The organism is Enterococcus lemanii, assembly GCF_016909125.1.
Lineage (GTDB): Bacteria > Bacillota > Bacilli > Lactobacillales > Enterococcaceae > Enterococcus_I > Enterococcus_I lemanii.
Genome location: NZ_JAFBFD010000014.1, coordinates 42407 through 60754, shown reverse-complemented (window position 1 = coordinate 60754; position 18348 = coordinate 42407). Strand labels below are relative to the sequence as shown.

19 protein-coding genes and 1 other annotated feature are annotated in these 18348 nt (G+C 38.5%); of the genes, 4 read left to right on the top strand and 15 right to left on the bottom strand.

The genetic code is table 11. The features are described 5' to 3' along the window. The first annotated feature begins 112 nt into the window (after positions 1-112). The gene (gene mscL / locus JOD14_RS05585; RefSeq protein WP_204653857.1) at positions 113-541 is read left to right on the top strand and encodes a large conductance mechanosensitive channel protein MscL; all 429 of its coding nucleotides are present in this window, start codon (positions 113-115) and stop codon (positions 539-541) included. Between the two features lie 54 nt (positions 542-595). Here mscL and JOD14_RS05580 read toward each other — a convergent pair whose 3' ends face one another. The 11 genes from JOD14_RS05580 to JOD14_RS05530 form a co-directional block, all read right to left on the bottom strand. Next, positions 596-841, bottom strand: coding sequence for a Veg family protein (locus JOD14_RS05580; protein WP_204653855.1), 246 nt, complete (start codon positions 839-841; stop codon positions 596-598). Positions 842-1032: 191 nt separating this feature from the next. Then, entirely contained in the window at positions 1033-1581 is a 549-nt protein-coding gene (locus tag JOD14_RS05575) for a sigma factor (protein WP_204653854.1), read from the bottom strand. A gap of 76 nt (positions 1582-1657) precedes the next feature. Beyond that, on the bottom strand, positions 1658-2197 hold the full coding sequence (locus JOD14_RS05570) for an NYN domain-containing protein (protein ID WP_204653853.1): 540 nt from the start codon (positions 2195-2197) through the stop codon (positions 1658-1660). Next, complete coding sequence (rlmB, locus tag JOD14_RS05565) at positions 2194-3054, bottom strand: 23S rRNA (guanosine(2251)-2'-O)-methyltransferase RlmB (protein ID WP_204653852.1); 861 nt, start codon at positions 3052-3054, stop codon at positions 2194-2196. Before rlmB ends, JOD14_RS05570 begins: the two co-directional genes overlap by 4 nt. A gap of 2 nt (positions 3055-3056) precedes the next feature. Further along, the gene (locus JOD14_RS05560) at positions 3057-3464 is read right to left on the bottom strand and encodes a Mini-ribonuclease 3 (RefSeq protein ID WP_204653851.1); all 408 of its coding nucleotides are present in this window, start codon (positions 3462-3464) and stop codon (positions 3057-3059) included. Then, the gene (gene cysS, locus JOD14_RS05555; RefSeq protein ID WP_204653850.1) at positions 3461-4870 is read right to left on the bottom strand and encodes a cysteine--tRNA ligase; all 1410 of its coding nucleotides are present in this window, start codon (positions 4868-4870) and stop codon (positions 3461-3463) included. Before cysS ends, JOD14_RS05560 begins: the two co-directional genes overlap by 4 nt. Positions 4871-4922: 52 nt before the next feature. After that, positions 4923-5130, bottom strand: a binding site (T-box leader). A 13-nt stretch (positions 5131-5143) separates the two neighbouring features. Further along, complete coding sequence (gltX, locus tag JOD14_RS05550) at positions 5144-6601, bottom strand: glutamate--tRNA ligase (protein ID WP_204653849.1); 1458 nt, start codon at positions 6599-6601, stop codon at positions 5144-5146. A gap of 574 nt (positions 6602-7175) precedes the next feature. Beyond that, positions 7176-7334, bottom strand: coding sequence for a hypothetical protein (locus JOD14_RS05545; protein ID WP_204653848.1), 159 nt, complete (start codon positions 7332-7334; stop codon positions 7176-7178). 286 nt (positions 7335-7620) lie between these two features. Next, positions 7621-8736 (bottom strand): PIN/TRAM domain-containing protein, encoded by a 1116-nt coding sequence (locus tag JOD14_RS05540; protein WP_204653847.1) that lies wholly within the window; start codon positions 8734-8736, stop codon positions 7621-7623. Positions 8737-8789: 53 nt separating this feature from the next. Then, a complete protein-coding gene (radA, locus tag JOD14_RS05535) occupies positions 8790-10160 on the bottom strand; it encodes a DNA repair protein RadA (protein WP_204653846.1) in 1371 nt (456 codons plus the stop codon). A 9-nt stretch (positions 10161-10169) separates the two neighbouring features. Further along, a complete protein-coding gene (locus JOD14_RS05530) occupies positions 10170-10673 on the bottom strand; it encodes a dCTP deaminase/dUTPase family protein (protein WP_204653845.1) in 504 nt (167 codons plus the stop codon). A gap of 194 nt (positions 10674-10867) precedes the next feature. Here JOD14_RS05530 and proB point away from each other — a divergent pair, with 194 nt between their 5' ends. Both proB and JOD14_RS05520 read left to right on the top strand, forming a co-directional pair. Next, the gene (gene proB / locus JOD14_RS05525; protein ID WP_204653844.1) at positions 10868-11671 is read left to right on the top strand and encodes a glutamate 5-kinase; all 804 of its coding nucleotides are present in this window, start codon (positions 10868-10870) and stop codon (positions 11669-11671) included. After that, the gene (locus JOD14_RS05520) at positions 11671-12918 is read left to right on the top strand and encodes a glutamate-5-semialdehyde dehydrogenase (protein WP_204653843.1); all 1248 of its coding nucleotides are present in this window, start codon (positions 11671-11673) and stop codon (positions 12916-12918) included. The genes proB and JOD14_RS05520 overlap by 1 nt, the downstream gene beginning before the upstream one ends. A 47-nt stretch (positions 12919-12965) precedes the next feature. On the opposite strand, the gene JOD14_RS05515 is transcribed toward JOD14_RS05520, so the two are convergent. Further along, on the bottom strand, positions 12966-13784 hold the full coding sequence (locus JOD14_RS05515) for a ZIP family metal transporter (RefSeq protein ID WP_204653842.1): 819 nt from the start codon (positions 13782-13784) through the stop codon (positions 12966-12968). A 200-nt stretch (positions 13785-13984) separates the two neighbouring features. Here JOD14_RS05515 and JOD14_RS05510 point away from each other — a divergent pair, with 200 nt between their 5' ends. After that, complete coding sequence (locus JOD14_RS05510) at positions 13985-15607, top strand: ABC-F family ATP-binding cassette domain-containing protein (RefSeq protein ID WP_204653841.1); 1623 nt, start codon at positions 13985-13987, stop codon at positions 15605-15607. A 319-nt stretch (positions 15608-15926) separates the two neighbouring features. Here JOD14_RS05510 and dnaB read toward each other — a convergent pair whose 3' ends face one another. From dnaB to rpsR, 3 genes are all read right to left on the bottom strand, one after another. Further along, positions 15927-17300, bottom strand: a complete 1374-nt coding sequence (gene dnaB, locus JOD14_RS05505; RefSeq protein ID WP_204653840.1) for a replicative DNA helicase — start codon at positions 17298-17300, stop codon at positions 15927-15929. Positions 17301-17462: 162 nt separating this feature from the next. Continuing rightward, on the bottom strand, positions 17463-17915 hold the full coding sequence (rplI, locus tag JOD14_RS05500) for a 50S ribosomal protein L9 (RefSeq protein WP_204653839.1): 453 nt from the start codon (positions 17913-17915) through the stop codon (positions 17463-17465). A 187-nt stretch (positions 17916-18102) separates the two neighbouring features. Further along, the gene (gene rpsR, locus JOD14_RS05495; RefSeq protein WP_204653838.1) at positions 18103-18342 is read right to left on the bottom strand and encodes a 30S ribosomal protein S18; all 240 of its coding nucleotides are present in this window, start codon (positions 18340-18342) and stop codon (positions 18103-18105) included. Positions 18343-18348: the final 6 nt, after the last annotated feature.

Genomic DNA, 18348 nt, shown 5'->3' with positions numbered 1-18348 from the left:
ACACAATATCCAAGCAATATGATTTTAAGGAATGAAAATATTTTATTTAGTTTTCAAGGAGCGTAATTTGCTTCTAAATATATTATACGAGGAGGATAAACCAATGAAAAAAATGGGAAAAGAGTTTAAAGAATTTTTAATTCAAGGAGATGCACTTAGTTTAGCGGTTGGGGTGGTCATTGGGGGTGCTTTTTCGGCCATCGTAAATAGTTTAGTAACAGCACTGATTACACCACTGATTGAATTATTTATTTCTTTATTTGTTGATCAAGGAGAAAACCTTGACGAAGCATTAAACGTACTTAACGTAACAATTAACGGGGTCATTTTTAACTTTAGCCTAGTGATTAGTGCCATTATTACTTTTATTATTACAGGTTTTGTTTTATTCTTAATTGTGAAAGCAGCGAATCATGCAAAACATTCTATCAAGAAAAAAGAAGAAGAAGAAGTTGCCGCTGAACCAACTACAGAAGATTACTTAAAAGAAATTCGCGACTTATTACAAGCACAAGCAACAAAAGAGACCATTAAAAAATAACACGCAAAAAAACTCGGACAATTGGTTTGTCCGAGTTTTTATTTGACTTTCTCCTTAAACCGCTTCACTTAAAAATTCAATTTCAACTGTTTTTGTAAGAATATCTGAGTAACTATAAGATACTCTTTCAAAAGAGTTTTCATTGGGATCAAGGTCTACTACAAAAACAGAAGGATAGGTTTCCGTTAATATTCCACGGCGTTCAGTCTGACGTTTTCGTCCGGTTTGGGCAACTAACATGATCTCGCTACCGATCCGATTTTCTAAATCTTCTTTAATCGTTGCTAAAGTTGTTGGCATTGCATTCACCTCACGGGTGTTATTGTAACACATTTTCTAGAAATTTTCAAGTTTACCATAAAATAACCAGAATTTCAACAAAAAATAGAATTTTTTCTGATGAAATTTTTATGGCTTTGCTTTTACCATTTAGAACAACGGATCATTTACGTCCAATTTAGTTTTCAGTATCAGGCTTACACGATCTTTTTTTAATGCACTTGTTTAAAATAATCCACAACTTTTCGGCGCGAACGGTTATACGCGCTGATTGCTTCTTTTTCTTCAATTTCAAAAGAAGGACTTAAACAATATTTTAGAAGCGCTTTCATTTCAAGCGGTGATAATTTTTGCTGGCTTTCTTGAAAAACTTCTTCCACAATTAACTGTTGCAAAGGATTGTCATGATAAACAGGTGGTTCATAATTACTCTCGATTCCCTCCGCTACTAATTCTTCAAAAGATACCGCCCCAGCATTTGATTTTCTTTTATAAGCACATTCTTTACGAATTAAACTACGAATGCGATTTTCAAAAGAGCGTTTGAACAAGGCACCTAAAGAGACACCGTACTGGACTTCATAAGCTTCGATACAGCCATAAAAAATAATTAAGCCTTCTTGTAGCCAGTCTTGCTCATCTAGGTCACGCAGAAAATATTTTCTGCGCAAAGAATACACCAAAGGATGGTATTGTCGATACAGTATCATTAGAGACTCTTCATTGCCACTTTTTGCTTCTAAAATTAATGTTGTTTGCATAAAAACGCTCCTTTCATTCATCGATAAAAGGAGCGTAACACGGAAGTCACTTTGACTTTCTCATTTAGTGGGTCAATTATTTGTTCGGTTTTTTCTTGCGACTCAAATCTTGTAAAATATTCTCCAACTGCTCCAGTTGCGTGTTATCCCACGGCGAATTGCGGCGAAAATTAGTAAATTTCAACTCTTTTTGATGTTGGCGAATATTTTTGTCGTTTTTTTCAAGTGTTTGGTACAGTTCGCGAGCCGACGTGCGTAACGCACCTTGGGAAAATACTACCCATTGCTCAGCTAAATCACTCGTTGCGACGGTCACTTGGGTTAACAAATTGTTACGTTCGCCAGCGACTTTTTCAATATAAGTATCGGCGGTTTCCCCTTCTTCGGTAAAAATAACATCTAATTGATATTTAGTGTACCTTTGCGTAATGCCTGGAACGAGCTGGGCGTCAAAAACGACCATAACCGCGATGCCTTCATATTTTGCATAATTGGAGAGACGTTGTAATAGTAAGTCACGTGCATCTTCTAGGCGGTCTTGGTTTTTCAAACGCACGAGCTCTGGCCAAGCACCAATCATATTATAGCCATCAACGATTAATAATTGTTTTTTCATTTTGCTTCAAAACCTCGCTGACGAAACACTTCATACATTAAAATGCTAGCAGCCACTGAAGCATTTAAACTTTGGACGTGCCCAGTCATTGGAATCGTCAGCATTTCATCGACTTCTTTTTTCAAACCTTCGCTCATACCACGGCCTTCATTGCCGATAATGAGAGCAATCGCACCTTGCGTATTCCATTTAGAATAAGGTGTGCCTTGCATATCGGTACCAAAGATCCAAAAACCTTGCTCTTTTAACTCAATTAAAGCTTGGTGTAAATTCGTCACCCGCGCAACTGGCACGTGTTCAACGGCACCAGTTGACGTTTTTACAACAACTGGCGTAATCCCAACGGAACGGTGTTTGGGAATAATAATCCCATCCACACCGCTTGCATCGGCGGTTCGTAAAATGGAGCCAAAATTATGCGGGTCTTCCAAATTGTCTAACACAAGATAAAATGGGTTTTCTTTCTTTTGTGCCAACAAGTCTTTTAAGGTTAAATAATCATATGGCGTAATGGCTAAAACAATCCCTTGGTGTACACCGTCTTGGCTTAAACTATCAAGTTTTTGCTTTGGCACCCATTTAACTGGGACAGCTGCTTGTTGCGCCAAATCTTTCAAATCATTAATTTTATCGCCTTTTGCATCTTCTAAAATAAAGAGCTTGTTGCCGCGCCCTTGCTTCAATGCCTCAATGACAGCGTGGTGACCAAAGACAAAATTTTCAGCGACCTCTTCTTGCGTTCGCTCACTCGCTCGGTCAGGACGTTCGGTATGCCGGTTGGCTGTTTTAAACGTGTTTTTTGGCTTTGCAGAACGTTTTTTTTCTTTTTCTGCATAAGGTTTTCTTGGTTTGGCCATGCTTATTTCCCTCCTTTGTTCTCTGCTAAATCAATTTGTTCAATGCACCAAGTGATTAAATTTGCTAGGCGTTCCGTTTGTTTGGTTAAATGTAAAAAACCCATAACGGCTTCAAAGCCCGTTGACATACGGTATAGTTTGATTTCGGTATTTTTGGCACTCGTCTGGCTTTTACTATTGCGACCTCGACGATAAAAATCTTCTTCTTCTGGGGTCAATAATTTTTCATCCAACATTTTTTGAATCAACATCGCCTGCGCTTTGGCTGAAACATAATGCGTCGCTAAACGGTGCAACTGACTTGGGCGGGCTTGGCCTTGATTGACTAAGTGTTCACGAATATAAATTTCATAAATCGCATCGCCAACATATGCCAGCGCCAAGCCATTTAATTGTCGGTGGTCTCTCATCCTTCTCTTCTCCAACGGGTGCCTTGTGGTGTATCTTCTAGGACAATCCCTTTTTCTTTAAATAAATCACGAATCTCGTCACTTCTGGCAAAATTCTTTTCTTTTCTTGCTTGATTTCTTTCGACGATTAACGCTTCAATTTCCTCATCAATTAAGTCTTGTTTAACGTAAATCCCAAAAACACTTAAAATTTCGTGGTAATCAGCCAGCACTTTTTGAAGAACAACAGCGGAAACATCGGCTTGTTGACTGTAGACGTTCAACCATTTTGCCATCTCATAAACAACCGTGATGCCATTGGCTGCGTTGAAATCATCATCCATTTCCTTAGTAAAGTTGGTCACTAAAGTTTGCCATTGTGCTAATTTATCAGCGTCTTCAGCTAATTGGTCTTTCGCATCTTTTAAACGAAACTGGGCATTTTCATCGGTGATTTTTAAACGATTTAAATTCGTCTCCGCTTCTTTAAAGGTCGCGTCACTAAAGCGAATTGGGCGTCGGTAATGCGTCGAAGCTAGGAAGAAACGTAAGACTTGAGGGTCTTTTTGTTGAACCATTTCATGGACGGTCACAAAATTCCCTAACGATTTACTCATTTTTTCGTCCATTTCACCAATTGTTACAAAGCCATTGTGCATCCAATAATTCGCAAACGGATGCCCTGTCTTTGCTTCACTTTGGGCAATCTCGTTTTCATGGTGTGGAAACTCTAAATCTTGCCCGCCACCGTGGATATCAATCGTATCACCTAAGTGTTTATTGGCCATTACGGAGCATTCAATGTGCCAGCCCGGACGTCCGTTCCCCCAAGGTGATGCCCAAAAAATCTCGTCTTCTTTGGCTTTTTTCCATAAAGCAAAATCAAGTGGGTCTTCCTTGATTTGTTGCTCGCCACCGGTGCGTTGACTTGCGCCGACTTCTAATTCATCAATGGATTGATCACTTAATTTGCCATAATCTTTAAAGCGACGTGTCCGGTAATACACGTCACCATCAATCGCATAAGCATATTCTTTGTCAATTAAAACTTGAATGAAGTCAATGATATCTGGTATATGGTCCATTACGCGCGGATGGAGTGTGGCCGGTTTTACCGCTAAAGCACTCGTATCTTCTTCAAAAGCTTGGATAAATTGTTCCGCAATTTCTGGGGCAGTTTTGCCGACTTCTTTGGCTACGCGGATGATTTTATCGTCGACATCCGTAAAATTTGAAACATAATTCACTTCATAGCCGCGGTATTCAAAATAACGACGAATCGTATCAAAAGCGACGGTACTTCGGCCATTGCCAATATGAATGTAATTGTAAACAGTCGGGCCACAAACATACATTTTTACGCGACCAGCTTCAAGTGGTTCAAAAACTTCTTTTTGACGAGTTAACGTATTATAAATTTTTATCATTTCACTTTCCCTCCTAAAAAATAAAAAACGCCTTTCAAATAAGTTTCCTTATTTAAAAGACGCTTTTTTTGGCGTGGTTCCACTTTTTTTTACAGAAAAAACACTTTTTTTCTGCCTTTTTGACGTAACGAGTCACCATCGTCTTTGCTTTTAGTCAAAGCCACTCCCAGGTGCATTTCCGATCACTTTTTAATTGCTCACAGCATCCGCAATCTTCCTGAAAAAAAGTCATTCGTACTTCGCCTGTTCCACGTGTTTCTAATAAAATTTGGTTTATAAAACTTGGTTTAAATGTTCAAGGGCTTTTTCTTTACCTAGTAATTCAACCGTATCCGGTAATTCTGGCCCATGGGTTTGACCCGAAACCGCCACCCGAATTGGCATAAAGAGATTTTTGCCTTTGACACCTGTTTCTTTTTGAACGGCTTTAATCGCGGCTTTCACACTTGGTGCATCAACGACGTCTAACGCTGCTAATTGGGCTTTAAAAGCTTGTAAAACAGTTGGTACAGTCTCTCCTGCTAACACTTCTTTAGCAGCCTCATCTAAAACCGGATGCTTCGTAAAGAAGAGATTGGATAAGTTAACAATTTCCGCCGCAAAACTCATTTGTGGTTGGTATAAAGCGACAATTTTTTGGACCCAAGCCAAACGTTCTGGCGTCAAGTCTTCTTCTAGGCGACCATCTGCGACTAAGTAAGGAATACACATTGTTGTTAGTTCTTCAGTAGCCATTTGTTTAATGTAATGGTTATTGACCCACTCTAATTTTTTGCTATCAAAAGCGGCCGGTGATTTACTTAAACGGTTGGCGTCAAACATTTGAATCAGTTCTTCTTGTGAGAAGATTTCGTCTTCACCAACGGGCGACCAACCTAGTAAAGTAATAAAGTTAAACATTGCTTCTGGTAAATAACCTAATTCACGATATTGTTCGATAAATTGTAAAATACCGCCATCGCGTTTACTTAATTTTTTGCCCGTTTCTGAATTAATAATTAACGTCATATGGCCAAATCTTGGCGCTTCCCAACCAAACGCTTCATAGATCATCATTTGTTTTGGTGTATTGGCAATATGGTCATCGCCCCGTAAAACATGGGTAATTTTCATTTCATGATCGTCAACCGCAACCGCAAAGTTATAAGTTGGCATGCCATCGCGTTTTAAAATAACAAAATCGCCACCCACGTTATCTGATTCAAAGACAATTTCACCTTTTACGATATCATCAAAACGATATTCGGTGTTTCTTGGTACACGGAAACGGACAACTGGCTGAATACCTTGCGCTTCTTTTTGTGCTTGTTCTTCTGCTGTTAAATGACTACATTTGCCATTGTAACGTGGGATTTCACCACGAGCGCGCTGAGCTTCACGTTCTGTTTCTAATTCTTCTTCCGTACAGTAGCATTTGTAAGCTAAGTTACTCGCCAATAATTGATCGATTAACGGTTGATAAATCGCCGTTCTTTCTGATTGACGGTAAGGGCCATATTTCCCAGGATTTTCAGGGGACTCATCCCAATCAATTCCTAACCAAGCTAAATTTTCTAATTGGCTTTTTTCGCCTTCTTCAATGTTGCGTTTTAAATCGGTGTCTTCGATTCGGATAATAAAGTCACCACCATGATGACGTGCGAATAAATAATTAAATAATGCGGTTCTAGCATTTCCGATATGTAAGTGTCCGGTTGGACTTGGTGCATAACGTACACGAATTTTTGTCATGTTGTTCATCCTTCTTTACTGGTCTATTTTGTAGTAAAAAAACTACTGCTTGACTAGAATTGTACATTTATTAAGGCAATTAGTAAAGGCTCATGGACGAGAAATCCTTTGATTTTCCTTGTTTTTTACCGATATCTAAACGAAAATAAAAAAACTTTTTCTTTTCAGTTTTTGATACGATACGGAATTGTTGATCTTCTAAACAGTGGGGCTAATTGCGAGTACCTTTTGACTAGCGACTAGGATGACAGACTGCAAACTACCAAACTTAAATTATCTTCCATATGAAAACCAAATAAAGAGTTAAAATAAAGAATTAATTTGATTATTCCAAAGAATTTCGAAAATAATTTTTAATTTATAGTCTTATCTTAACTCTTCTTTTATTTCCTCAATTTCAGGAATAAGATTAAACAATACTCCTTTAATAGCAAAAATTTGACGAAATATAGAAATTATTAGAACTCAACCTCTCATCAGATGAATCAACACGCTTAATATCAAAATAAGAAAGGTTGATCGCCCTTTTTTGATTTATTCCGAGTATGTAACAGAAAAATTTGACAAGGAATTCTTATTTTTTTGTTTTTTTAACAAAAGCAATAAGTATTAAAAATAAGGGTAATGATACACCTAAACCTATAGCTATATCATCAGTAATATAAGTTATAATCAACATCAGGAAAGAGCAAAATACTAAATAATAAATATTCTTAAGTTCTTCTTTATACATATAAAAACCTCCTCTATAGTTAAAATAGCCCCCTAGATAAGGACAGTTAAAAAACACCTTATCTAGCGGGGTTTATTTTGTGTTCACTGAATGCAACAAGATAAAAAAGGTTGTATCAATCAATGAGCAGATGTGGAAATTATTGGCATAATGCACCGCAAGAATTATTTTTTTGGCCATATGGAAAATGTTTATAACTTCGCCAGTTGTCCCTTTTATACAAAAGTTTGCGCGATAGTGAATGATTTATGACCTACTCTATAAAAAAGTAAGTCCCGTCTCTTTTTTAATGATCTGGATTGGTAATCCCGCGTGATGAATGGGCTGGGCGAGCAAAAATCATCCGACCGGCAGCTGTTTGTAAGGCACTGGTCACCACGACTGTAATTTGTTCGTTCATGTAATGTTGACCGTCTTCTACTACAATCATGGTGCCGTCATCCAGATACGCAACGCCTTGTTGACGCTCCGTTCCCGCTTTAACGACCACGACTTCCATTGTTTCGCCAGGAATGACAACGGGCTTAACGGCATTGGCTAACGCGTTAATGTTTAAGACGGGAACATTTTGAAATTCCGCAACTTTATTTAAATTATAATCATTGGTCACGACAATTCCGTCTAATAACTTCGCGAGTTTTAATAACTTGCTATCGACTTCGTGAATTTCTTCAAAATCGCCTTCATACATCTCAACTGCGATGCCTTCTTCTTTTTGTAAGGCATTTAAAATGTCTAAGCCACGACGGCCCCGGACGCGTTTTAAGTTATCACCAGAATCCGCAATATATTGCAATTCATACAACACAAAATTCGGAATAATTAACGTTCCTTCTAAAAAGCCGGTTTTGGCAATATCATAAATGCGCCCGTCAATAATCACACTTGTGTCTAAAATTTTGTATTGATGGAAAAAATCATCGACTTTACGCGTTAATAATTGTTGTTCCGCATTTTCGTTTTTTTTATTTTTAGGACTAAAGATTTTACGCCATTCTTCCATTCGTGTGGTACCAACTTGAAAACCTAAATAACCAAATAAGAGCATTAAGACAACTGGAATAACACTATTAATAAAAGGGACTTTCCAGGCGAAGAAAGGAATCGAGATTGTTACACCTAAAATTAAACCAATAATCGAACCGATTGCCCCAAATAATAAATAAGTTAAGCTTAATTCACTTAACGCCCGTTCAATTTTTCGAATACCAGCTGAAATATAATTCACAATAACTAATGAAAATAAAAAGAAAATAAGAGCACCAATTAAACTATTTGTGATGGTATTATTCAGCCAGTCATTATTTGCATACCCTAAAGCTAACCATGCTGCTGGTAGCAAAGAGATGCCTAAACTTGCGCCTGCTAAAACTAACAGCGCACGAATGACACGTTTTTGCATACACAAACCTCCTCATACTTTTTTTAAGGTAGGTGATGTCACCTACCTCTTTTTTAATGAAATACTTTTTTCAATGCTTCGTCTAAAGTTGCCACGCCAATGACTTCAATATTTTTGGGCGGGCGCCAATTCGCTAAATTATTTTTTGGTAAATAAACTTTCGTAAAGCCCAGTTTTTGAACTTCTTTCACCCTTTGTTCAATGGCATTGACACGCCGAATTTCACCGGTTAAGCCAATTTCGCCAATAAAACATTCGGTCGGGCTCGTCCCTTTTTCTTTGTAACTTGAAGCCAAACTCATCGCAATCGCTAAATCAATCGCTGGTTCGTTTAATTTTACACCGCCAGCTGCTTTTAAATAGGCATCTTGATTTTGTAATAATAAGCCCGTTCGTTTTTCTAAAACAGCCATAATTAAAGAAACGCGGTTAAAATCGAGGCCAGTTGTTGTCCGCTTGGCATTCCCAAACATGGTTGGGGTTACGAGCGCTTGAATTTCGACTAAAATCGGTCGAGTGCCTTCCATCGCTACCACAATTGCCGAACCGGTGGCGCCAGCTAAACGCTCTTCCAAAAAGACTTGTGAAGGATTGGCGACTTCGTACAGACCACCTTCACGCATTTCAAAAATGCCAATCTCATTCGTTGAACCAAAACGGTTTTTCACCGCTCGTAAAATTCGGAAGCTTTGATGTTGTTCCCCTTCAAAATATAAGACCGTATCAACCATATGCTCTAACATTCTTGGCCCTGCAATCGAGCCTTCTTTGGTCACATGACCGACAATAAAAATCGCAATACCATTCGTTTTGGCAATCTTTAATAGTTCAGCCGTCGTCTCCCGGACTTGACTCACACTGCCAGCAACACTCGTAATATCCGGTTGGGTCATGGTTTGAATCGAGTCAATAATGACATAAGCGGGTTTTAAATTTTCAATAGCTTGGCGAATATCATGCATGTCTGTTTCGGCATACAAATGAAAATCATGGTCCGTTACGCCTAGTCGTTCAGCGCGCATTTTTATTTGTTCGGCACTTTCTTCGCCCGAAACATATAACACTTTGCCACCTGTTGCCGCTAACTGTTGTGAGACTTGTAATAATAGCGTTGACTTCCCAATCCCTGGATCGCCACCTAACAAGACCATAGAACCCGGAACCACACCGCCACCTAACACACGATTTAATTCTTCTAGTTTCGTTTGAACGCGTGGTTCTTTTTTGGCTACCACGTCAGTTAAACGCATCGGCTGCATTTTTTGTCCTGTTAAAGTGGTGCGCGTTCGCCGATCATTGGTTTCTTGGATTTTTTCTTCAACTAAAGAATTCCAACTATTACAATTCGGACATTTCCCTAAATAGCGCGGTGAAATATAGCCACAATGTTGACATTCAAATTGGGTTTTTACTTTTTTTGCCACAAAATCCTCCTATTCTTGGTTTGAAGAGCCAAAGCCACCCGTTCGTTCCGTCGTTGTTTGATCTTGATCGGCTTTTAAAAACGGTAAGAAAATCCCTTGACCAATCCGCTCGCCTTTTTTAATCACCATATCGGTTAAACCAAAATTCGTAAATTGGAACATAATGTGACCTTCGTTGTCTGTATTATTATAATAATCACTATCAATCACACCAATCCCATTGGCTAAAGACAAGAAACGTTTTAGCGGATTGCTTGAACGATTGGCAAGTTGTAAATATTCATCGTCACCCATATAAGCTTTAATACCAGTTGGCACTAAGGTTGGTTTTAATTTTTTGTTATCACTTTCTTGACCGATTTTGCGCGTTAACACTTGTTTCCAGATACTTGGAATAACAATTTCTGCTGCTGCTTCAAAATCATAGCCTGCCGCATGGTGCGTTGCTCTTTGCGGCAATTGAATTTCTTTATTTTGATAAGCCGTCACGACTTCAAATCCACGTTTTTTCATAATAACCTCCAATAAAATACTATTTCTATTTTACCACAGATTTATTCTCAGTTGTTTTGTTGAAGTTATTTGTCTTAATTTTTATTAATTTTTAGATAATTCAAAAAAATAATGGCAAAAGCATGACGAAAAGACTTTTTCCTTGTACAATAGGAAAAAGTCTTTTCAATGAAATTCTTATATGGGGTGAAAAAATGCGTCAATTTTTACAACAAGTGCAACGAGTCGTCGTTAAAGTCGGAACAAGTTCTTTAATTCATCCAAATGGAATGATTAACTTAGCCTCGATTGACGAACTCGCTTTTGTTTTAACCGATTTAAAAAACCAAGGCAAAGAAGTGATTTTAGTTTCTTCTGGTGCCGTGGGAGTAGGCATGCATCAACTGAATTTGGCAAAGCGCCCGACCACGATTCCTGAACAACAAGCAGTCGCGGCGGTCGGTCAAGCGGCACTCATGAATATTTATAACCAACGCTTCACGACTTATAGCCAACAAACTGGACAAATCTTATTAACAAGAGACGTGATTGAGTTTCCTGAAAGCCGTCAAAATGTAATTAATACTTTAGAACAACTATTAAAAATGGGTATTATTCCAATTATTAATGAAAATGATACCGTTGCCGTTGACGAATTGGACCATTTAACCAAATTTGGTGATAATGACCAACTTTCAGCGATTGTGACCCAATTAACTCAAGCCGATCTTTTAATTATGCTATCAGACATTGACGGTTTTTATTCTGCCAATCCAATGACAAATCCTGATGCCAAACTCTACGCGCATGTTCCGCGAATTACCGAAACAATTTTAGCGCAAGCAGGCGGGAAAGGGAGTCAATTTGGGACTGGCGGTATGAGTAGTAAATTAAAAGCAGCACAACGTATTTTTGAGATGCAAGGCGCGATGATTTTAGCCAATGGGAAGCAACCCAAAATTATTTTTGATATTTTACAAGGAGCTGAAATCGGAACACTTTTTAAGGAGGAACAATAATGCAAACTTTAATTGAATTAGGTAAACAAGCCAAAGAAGTCAGTTTACAACTGGCTTTACTCGATACGACCACGAAAAATCACTTACTCGAACAAATGGCCAACGACTTAGAAGCACAAACAGATGCCATTTTAGTCGCCAACCAAAAAGACTTAGACCGTGCGCCGGAATTTGGTATTAGCGAAACGATGCTTGATCGTTTGCGCTTAACCAAAGAACGTGTTTTTGAGATGGCACAAGGCGTGCGCCAAGTCGCTTCTTTACCTGACCCAATTGGCGAAGTTGATAAAATGTGGAAAAACCAAGACGGTTTAATGATTGGGCAACAACGGGTACCTTTAGGTGTAATCGGAATTATTTACGAATCGCGACCAAACGTGACGACGGATGCGGCGACCTTATGTTTTAAGACTGGCAATGCAGTGATTTTGCGTGGTGGGAAAGAAGCGAGTCACTCCAATCAAAAACTCGTCGCAATTTTACAAAACACGTTAGCAGCCAATGGGTATTCGCCTCATGCCATTCAATTAATTACGGATCCTTCTTATGAAGTTGCCAACGAATTCATGCGTCTAAATGAATACTTAGACGTTTTGATTCCACGTGGCGGGGCCGGTTTAATTCAACGTGTAAAAACGAGCGCAACTGTTCCAGTGATTGAAACAGGAACTGGGAATAACCATGTCTATATTGACGCCGAAGCTGATTTACAAATGGCTTTAGATATTACTTTCAATGCCAAAGTCCAACGTCCTTCCGTTTGTAATGCGGTTGAAACATTAGTCGTACATGAACGCATTGCCCCAAATTTTTTACCTGCCATCGAAAAGTTATTAACCGAGCAAAAAATTGCTTTGCGTGGTGACGAGCAAGCCTTAAAATACTTAACAACAGCAACTTTGGCAACACAAGAAGATTGGGAAACCGAATATTTAGATTTAATTTTAGCAATTAAAGTTGTAAGTTCCATTGAAGAAGCGATTCAACATATTAACCATTACAATACGAGTCATTCAGATGCCATTGTGACGAATAATTATTTCCACTCGCAAAAATTCTTAAATGAAGTCGATTCAGCAGCGGTTTACGTCAATGCTTCTACTCGTTTTACTGATGGCTTTGTCTTTGGTTTTGGAGCGGAAATTGGAATTTCAACGCAAAAACTACATGCGCGTGGCCCAATGGGATTAAATGAATTAACGTCTACTAAATATATTGTTTACGGAAACGGCCAAGTTAGAAAATAAAAAATCGCTCAAAGAATGCTTTCCATTCTTTGAGCGATTTTTTGCTTTTATCCTAAAGCAACGTCTAAAATCATCATAATAATAAAGCCAAGCATCGTACCAAACACCCCAAAATGACGGTGATTTTCCGTTGTTGCGCGTGCTTCTGGAATGAGTTCCTCAACAACGACATAAATCATTGCACCAGCGGCAAAAGCTAAAGCATAAGGTAAAATAAAGGTCACTTTTGTCACTAAAAGAGCCCCAATCACCCCAGCAATCGGTTCAACTAGCCCAGAAGCTTGCCCATGGAAAAAGGCTTTTCTCCGACTCAAACCTTCTTGTTGCAAAGGAATCGAAACCGCTGCACCTTCTGGAAAGTTCTGAATCCCAATCCCAATTGCTACGGCCGTCGCGGCTAAAACGGCTGCTTTTGGATCATCGGCACTTGCAGCTGCACCAAAAGCCACCCCAACGGCTAAACCTTCTGGAATATTATGTAACGTAATTGAAAAAACAAGCAATATCGTTCGCTTAAAGTGACTTGGAATCCCTTCTTCTACGTGATCTGGGCCAAAATGAATATGGGGTAAGATTTTATCCGCTGCGTATAAAAATAAACCACCCAAGCCAAAACCTATACTAACAACCAGCCAAGCAATATCGCCATTTTCTTCTGCTTGCGCAATGGCCGGGTCTAATAATGACCAAAAACTTGCTGCAATCATGACACCTGAAGCAAAACCAAGCATCGTACTTAAAACATTTCGATTAATTGTTTTAAAGAAAAAGACCAACCCCGCGCCCAATGCTGTCATAAAATAAGTAAAACCTGTTCCAACTAATGCTTGTTGCCACGGCACTAGTGTTACTAACCAATCAATCATTTGTCTACTCCTTTTTTCTTTCTTTTAATTATAAATGCGTTTTTCTTTTCTTTCTTCATTATAATTCGCCCTGGTTTTTTAGGCAAGCCGAATTCAGTGATAAAAACAGCATTCTAACCTTGATTTACTTGATAAATTCCCCTTTCCCCCTTATAATGCTAAGAGACCTTAGTCAATAAAAATTAAAGTGAGGAAATGAATTGATTACAGTAAGTGATATTAGTTTGCATTTTTCAGATCGCAAACTTTTTGATGATGTAAATATTAAATTTACCCCTGGGAATTGTTATGGTTTGATTGGTGCAAATGGAGCTGGTAAATCAACTTTCCTAAAAATTTTATCTGGAGAAATTCAACCGTCAACCGGAAATATTACTTTAGGACCAGACGAACGTTTAGCGGTCTTAAAACAAAACCATTTTGACTACGAAGAATTTTCAGTAATGGAAACAGTCATCATGGGACACCAACGTCTTTATGAAGTGATGAAAGAAAAAGACGCGATTTATATGAAACCTGATTTCAGCGATGAAGACGGGATTCGCGCAGCTGAACTAGAAGGGGAATTTGCGGAATTAGATGGTTGGGAAGCCGAACCACAAGCAGCCATGCTTTTACAAGGGTTAAACTTACCAGAAGAGTTACACCACGTTTTAATGAGCGAACTAACGGCTGGCCAAAAGGTAAAAGTTTTACTTGCCCAAGCTCTTTTTGGGAAACCCGATGTCTTATTACTAGACGAGCCGACCAACGGACTAGATATCCAATCAATCGCTTGGTTAGAAGAATTTTTAATTAACTTTGAGAATACCGTTATCGTTGTTTCGCATGACCGTCATTTCTTAAACAAAGTTTGTACCCACATGGCAGACTTAGATTTTGGTAAAATTCAACTTTATGTTGGAAACTATGATTTCTGGTTAGAATCAAGTCAGTTAGCTTTAAAATTACAATCACAACAAAACGCCAAAAAAGAAGAACAAATCAAAGAATTACAAGATTTTATCGCACGTTTTAGCGCCAATGCTTCAAAATCAAAACAAGCGACTTCTCGTAAGAAAATGTTAGATAAAATTACTTTAGACGATATTAAGCCTTCTTCTCGTCGCTACCCATTCGTTGGTTTTAAACCCGAACGTGAAATCGGCAATGACTTACTTCAAGTCGATGATTTGTCAGTAACGATTGATGGCAAAAAAATCTTAGACAAAGTGACATTCACTTTAAACAAAGATGACAAAGTGGCTTTCTTAGCTGACAACGATATTACGACCACGACTTTATTTAAAGTATTAATGGGTGAAATTACGCCTGACAGTGGTACGGTTCGTTGGGGTGTGACAACGAGTCAATCTTATTTACCAAAAGACCCAAGTGCAGAATTTGCCAATGATTTGACCATTTTAGACTGGTTGCGACAATATGCCAATAAAGAAGAAGACGACAATACGTTCTTACGTAGCTTCTTAGGTCGCATGCTTTTTTCTGGCGATGAAGTCATGAAAAAAGTCAATGTTTTATCTGGTGGCGAAAAAGTACGTTGTATGTTATCAAAAAATATGCTATCAAAAGCCAATGTTCTCGTTTTAGATGACCCAACCAACCACTTAGACTTAGAATCTATTACAGCCTTAAACGATGGCTTAATGGCCTTTACTGGTTCATTACTCTTCGCTTCTCATGACCACCAATTTATCCAAACGTTAGCAAACCGGATTATTACGGTTTCAGCCAACGGGATTGTGGATCGTGCTGATACGACTTATGATGAATTTTTAGAAAACGAAGATGTTCAAAAACGCGTAGCTGCTTTATATGCTTAAAAAAATAGGCAATGACTTGAAGTCATTGCCTATTTTTTTACTTTTTGCTCAGAGCAAAACGATGATTCCTTCACCTTGGTTATCGGGTATGAATCATCTGCTCTTTCGGCAACTTCAATCAATCGGATCAAGCGAAAGTGCCGCTTGGTCCGATTCATCTCCAGTTGCTCAGAGCAAAACGATGATTCCTTCACCTTGGTTATCGGGTATGAATCATCTGCTCTTTCGGCAACTTCAATCAATCGGATCAAGCGAAAGTGCCGCTTGGTCCGATTCATCTCCAGTTGCTCAGAGCAAAACGATGATTCCTTCACCTTGGTTAATATTCTTCTCTTGGGGAGAGGGAGGAAAATTTGTTGTATTCTTTGACAAAGAGGAGCTCGACGGTTCCACGTGCACCACTTCGGTTTTTTTCAATAATGACTTCAATGACGTTATCGTTTTGAGGCGCTTCTGCCATGCTTCCTTCATCTTCGCCGCCTTCACGTTGATAATAATCATCGCGGTATAAAAAAGCAACGATATCGGCATCTTGCTCAATCGAACCTGATTCACGAATATCACTTAAAACTGGGCGCTTATCTTGGCGTTGTTCCACACCACGCGAAAGCTGAGACAAAGCAATCACTGGTACTTTTAATTCCTTCGCTAATTTTTTTAATTGACGTGAAATCTCTGAAACTTCTTGTTGGCGGTTTTCACGACCTGTTCCTTCAATTAGCTGCAAATAATCAATTAAAATTAAACCAAGATTGCCTTGTTCTTGTGCCAGTTTACGACAGCGTGCGCGGATTTCTGAAATTTTAATCCCTGGCGTATCATCAATATAAATACTCGCTCGCGACAAACTGCCCATGGCAACAATCAAGCTCCGCCACTCTTCTTCTGTTAACTGACCCGTTCGTAAATTCGCAGCTTCAATCGAACCTTCTGCACAAAGCATCCGGTTAACTAACGATTCCGCTCCCATCTCCAAACTAAAAATCGCCACTGAACGATCTGTTTTAGTTCCAACATTTTGAGCAATATTTAAGGCAAAAGCGGTCTTCCCAACAGCAGGACGAGCAGCGAGAATAATCAATTCTTCTTTTTGTAAACCAGCAGTCATTTTATCTAAAGCTGGATACCCAGTAGGTAAACCCGTAATCGTCTCATTGCTTTGGGCCAAACGATCAATTGTTTCCATTGTGGTATTTAAAACTTCGGCAATTGATTTAAAACCGGTACTATTCCGTTTTTCTGAAACTTCTAAAATACTTTTTTCGGCCGCATCAACAATTGTTTGGACCTCTTCACCTTGTTCAAAACTGCTTAAGACAATTTGGTTAGCCGTTTGAATTAACTGTCTTAAAACGGCCTTGTCATCCACAATTTTAGCATAATAGGTCACACTAGCAGAAGAAGGCGTCGCTTGACTTAATTCCGTTAAATAACTAATACCGCCAATATCTTCAATCGTATTATTTTTTTCAATTTCAGCTTTTAATGTAATTAAATCGATGGCCTCGCTACGATCATTTAACTGAATCATACATTGAAAAATAATTTGATGGCTACGACGATAAAAATCACGCGGTGTTACAATTTCCATCGCTTCAATTAAAGCATCACCATCAAGGAAAATAGCCCCTAAAACGGCCTGCTCTGCTTCAATATCTTGTGGTGGGATACGATCTTGCCAGACTTCATTCATGTTATTTCTCTCCTAGTTTCTTCACTGCTTTCTATTCTACTAAAAATTAGAAAGAAGCACAATTACGACTCTTTGAAAAGGCGAAAAACAAACTACGTTATCGAATCAATCCCAAGATAACGCAGTTCCCATTTCATTATTCAATTGATACTTTAAAAATTCTTAACCTTGAACCACTTGAACTTTAACCGTTGCTGTTACTTCATGGTGTAATTTAGCTGGTACTTTCGTAAAGCCTAACGTACGAATTGGTTGTTTTAAATCTAATTTGCGTTTATCAATCTTAACTTTATATTGTTGATTTAAAGCATCCGCAATTTGTTTTGAAGGAATCGAACCAAATAAACGACTATCTTCACCTGCTTTGGCTACAATTTTAACGACTGTTTCTTCTTTTTCTAATACTTCTTTTAAGGCTTGTGCTTCTTTTAAGATTTCTGCATCTTGTTTTTCTTTTGCTCGGTTTTTGCCGGCCATTTCAGCTAAACTTTCTTTATTCGCTTCTTTTGCTAAGTTGTTTTTAATTAAGTAGTTTTGGGCATAACCGGTTGGTACTTCCTTTACTTCCCCTTTTTTGCCTTTTCCTTTGACATCTGCTAAAAAAATTACTCGCATATCATCACTCCTCTTCTATCTTTCCTAATACTATTAAATAGTATTTATTGAAGCTTTTCAAGTGCCTCTGACATTTGGCTTCATTTTCAAAAAATCTTCTTCTTCATTGTAGCACAAATCAATGTTTTCGTCTTTTTTGTTCCACGTGAAACAAAAAAAGACCCCACTCACGTGAGATCTTAAAATATTAATTTTCTTCGCCAACGAATGGTAATAAGCCCATAATACGTGCGCGTTTGATTGCGATAGTAAGTTTGCGTTGGTTTTTCGCTCCTGTACCAGTTACACGACGTGGCAAGATTTTCCCACGTTCTGAGATAAATCTTTTTAATAATTCAATGTCTTTATAATCAACATGTTCAATATGGTTTGCTGCAAGATAGTCGACTTTACGACGTTTGCGTCCGCCTCTTCTTTGTTGTGCCATCCTATT

Coding starts and splice junctions, on each gene's coding strand:
- mscL (WP_204653857.1), top strand. CDS start 113: ATGGGAAAAGAGTTTAAAGAATTTTTAATTCAAGGAGATGCACTTAGT.
- JOD14_RS05580 (WP_204653855.1), bottom strand. CDS start 841: ATGCCAACAACTTTAGCAACGATTAAAGAAGATTTAGAAAATCGGATC.
- JOD14_RS05575 (WP_204653854.1), bottom strand. CDS start 1,581: ATGCAAACAACATTAATTTTAGAAGCAAAAAGTGGCAATGAAGAGTCT.
- JOD14_RS05570 (WP_204653853.1), bottom strand. CDS start 2,197: ATGAAAAAACAATTATTAATCGTTGATGGCTATAATATGATTGGTGCT.
- rlmB (WP_204653852.1), bottom strand. CDS start 3,054: ATGGCCAAACCAAGAAAACCTTATGCAGAAAAAGAAAAAAAACGTTCT.
- JOD14_RS05560 (WP_204653851.1), bottom strand. CDS start 3,464: ATGAGAGACCACCGACAATTAAATGGCTTGGCGCTGGCATATGTTGGC.
- cysS (WP_204653850.1), bottom strand. CDS start 4,870: ATGATAAAAATTTATAATACGTTAACTCGTCAAAAAGAAGTTTTTGAA.
- gltX (WP_204653849.1), bottom strand. CDS start 6,601: ATGACAAAAATTCGTGTACGTTATGCACCAAGTCCAACCGGACACTTA.
- JOD14_RS05545 (WP_204653848.1), bottom strand. CDS start 7,334: ATGTATAAAGAAGAACTTAAGAATATTTATTATTTAGTATTTTGCTCT.
- JOD14_RS05540 (WP_204653847.1), bottom strand. CDS start 8,736: ATGCAAAAACGTGTCATTCGTGCGCTGTTAGTTTTAGCAGGCGCAAGT.
- JOD14_RS05530 (WP_204653845.1), bottom strand. CDS start 10,673: ATGAAAAAACGTGGATTTGAAGTCGTGACGGCTTATCAAAATAAAGAA.
- proB (WP_204653844.1), top strand. CDS start 10,868: ATGCGTCAATTTTTACAACAAGTGCAACGAGTCGTCGTTAAAGTCGGA.
- JOD14_RS05520 (WP_204653843.1), top strand. CDS start 11,671: ATGCAAACTTTAATTGAATTAGGTAAACAAGCCAAAGAAGTCAGTTTA.
- JOD14_RS05515 (WP_204653842.1), bottom strand. CDS start 13,784: ATGATTGATTGGTTAGTAACACTAGTGCCGTGGCAACAAGCATTAGTT.
- dnaB (WP_204653840.1), bottom strand. CDS start 17,300: ATGAATGAAGTCTGGCAAGATCGTATCCCACCACAAGATATTGAAGCA.
- rplI (WP_204653839.1), bottom strand. CDS start 17,915: ATGCGAGTAATTTTTTTAGCAGATGTCAAAGGAAAAGGCAAAAAAGGG.
- rpsR (WP_204653838.1), bottom strand. CDS start 18,342: ATGGCACAACAAAGAAGAGGCGGACGCAAACGTCGTAAAGTCGACTAT.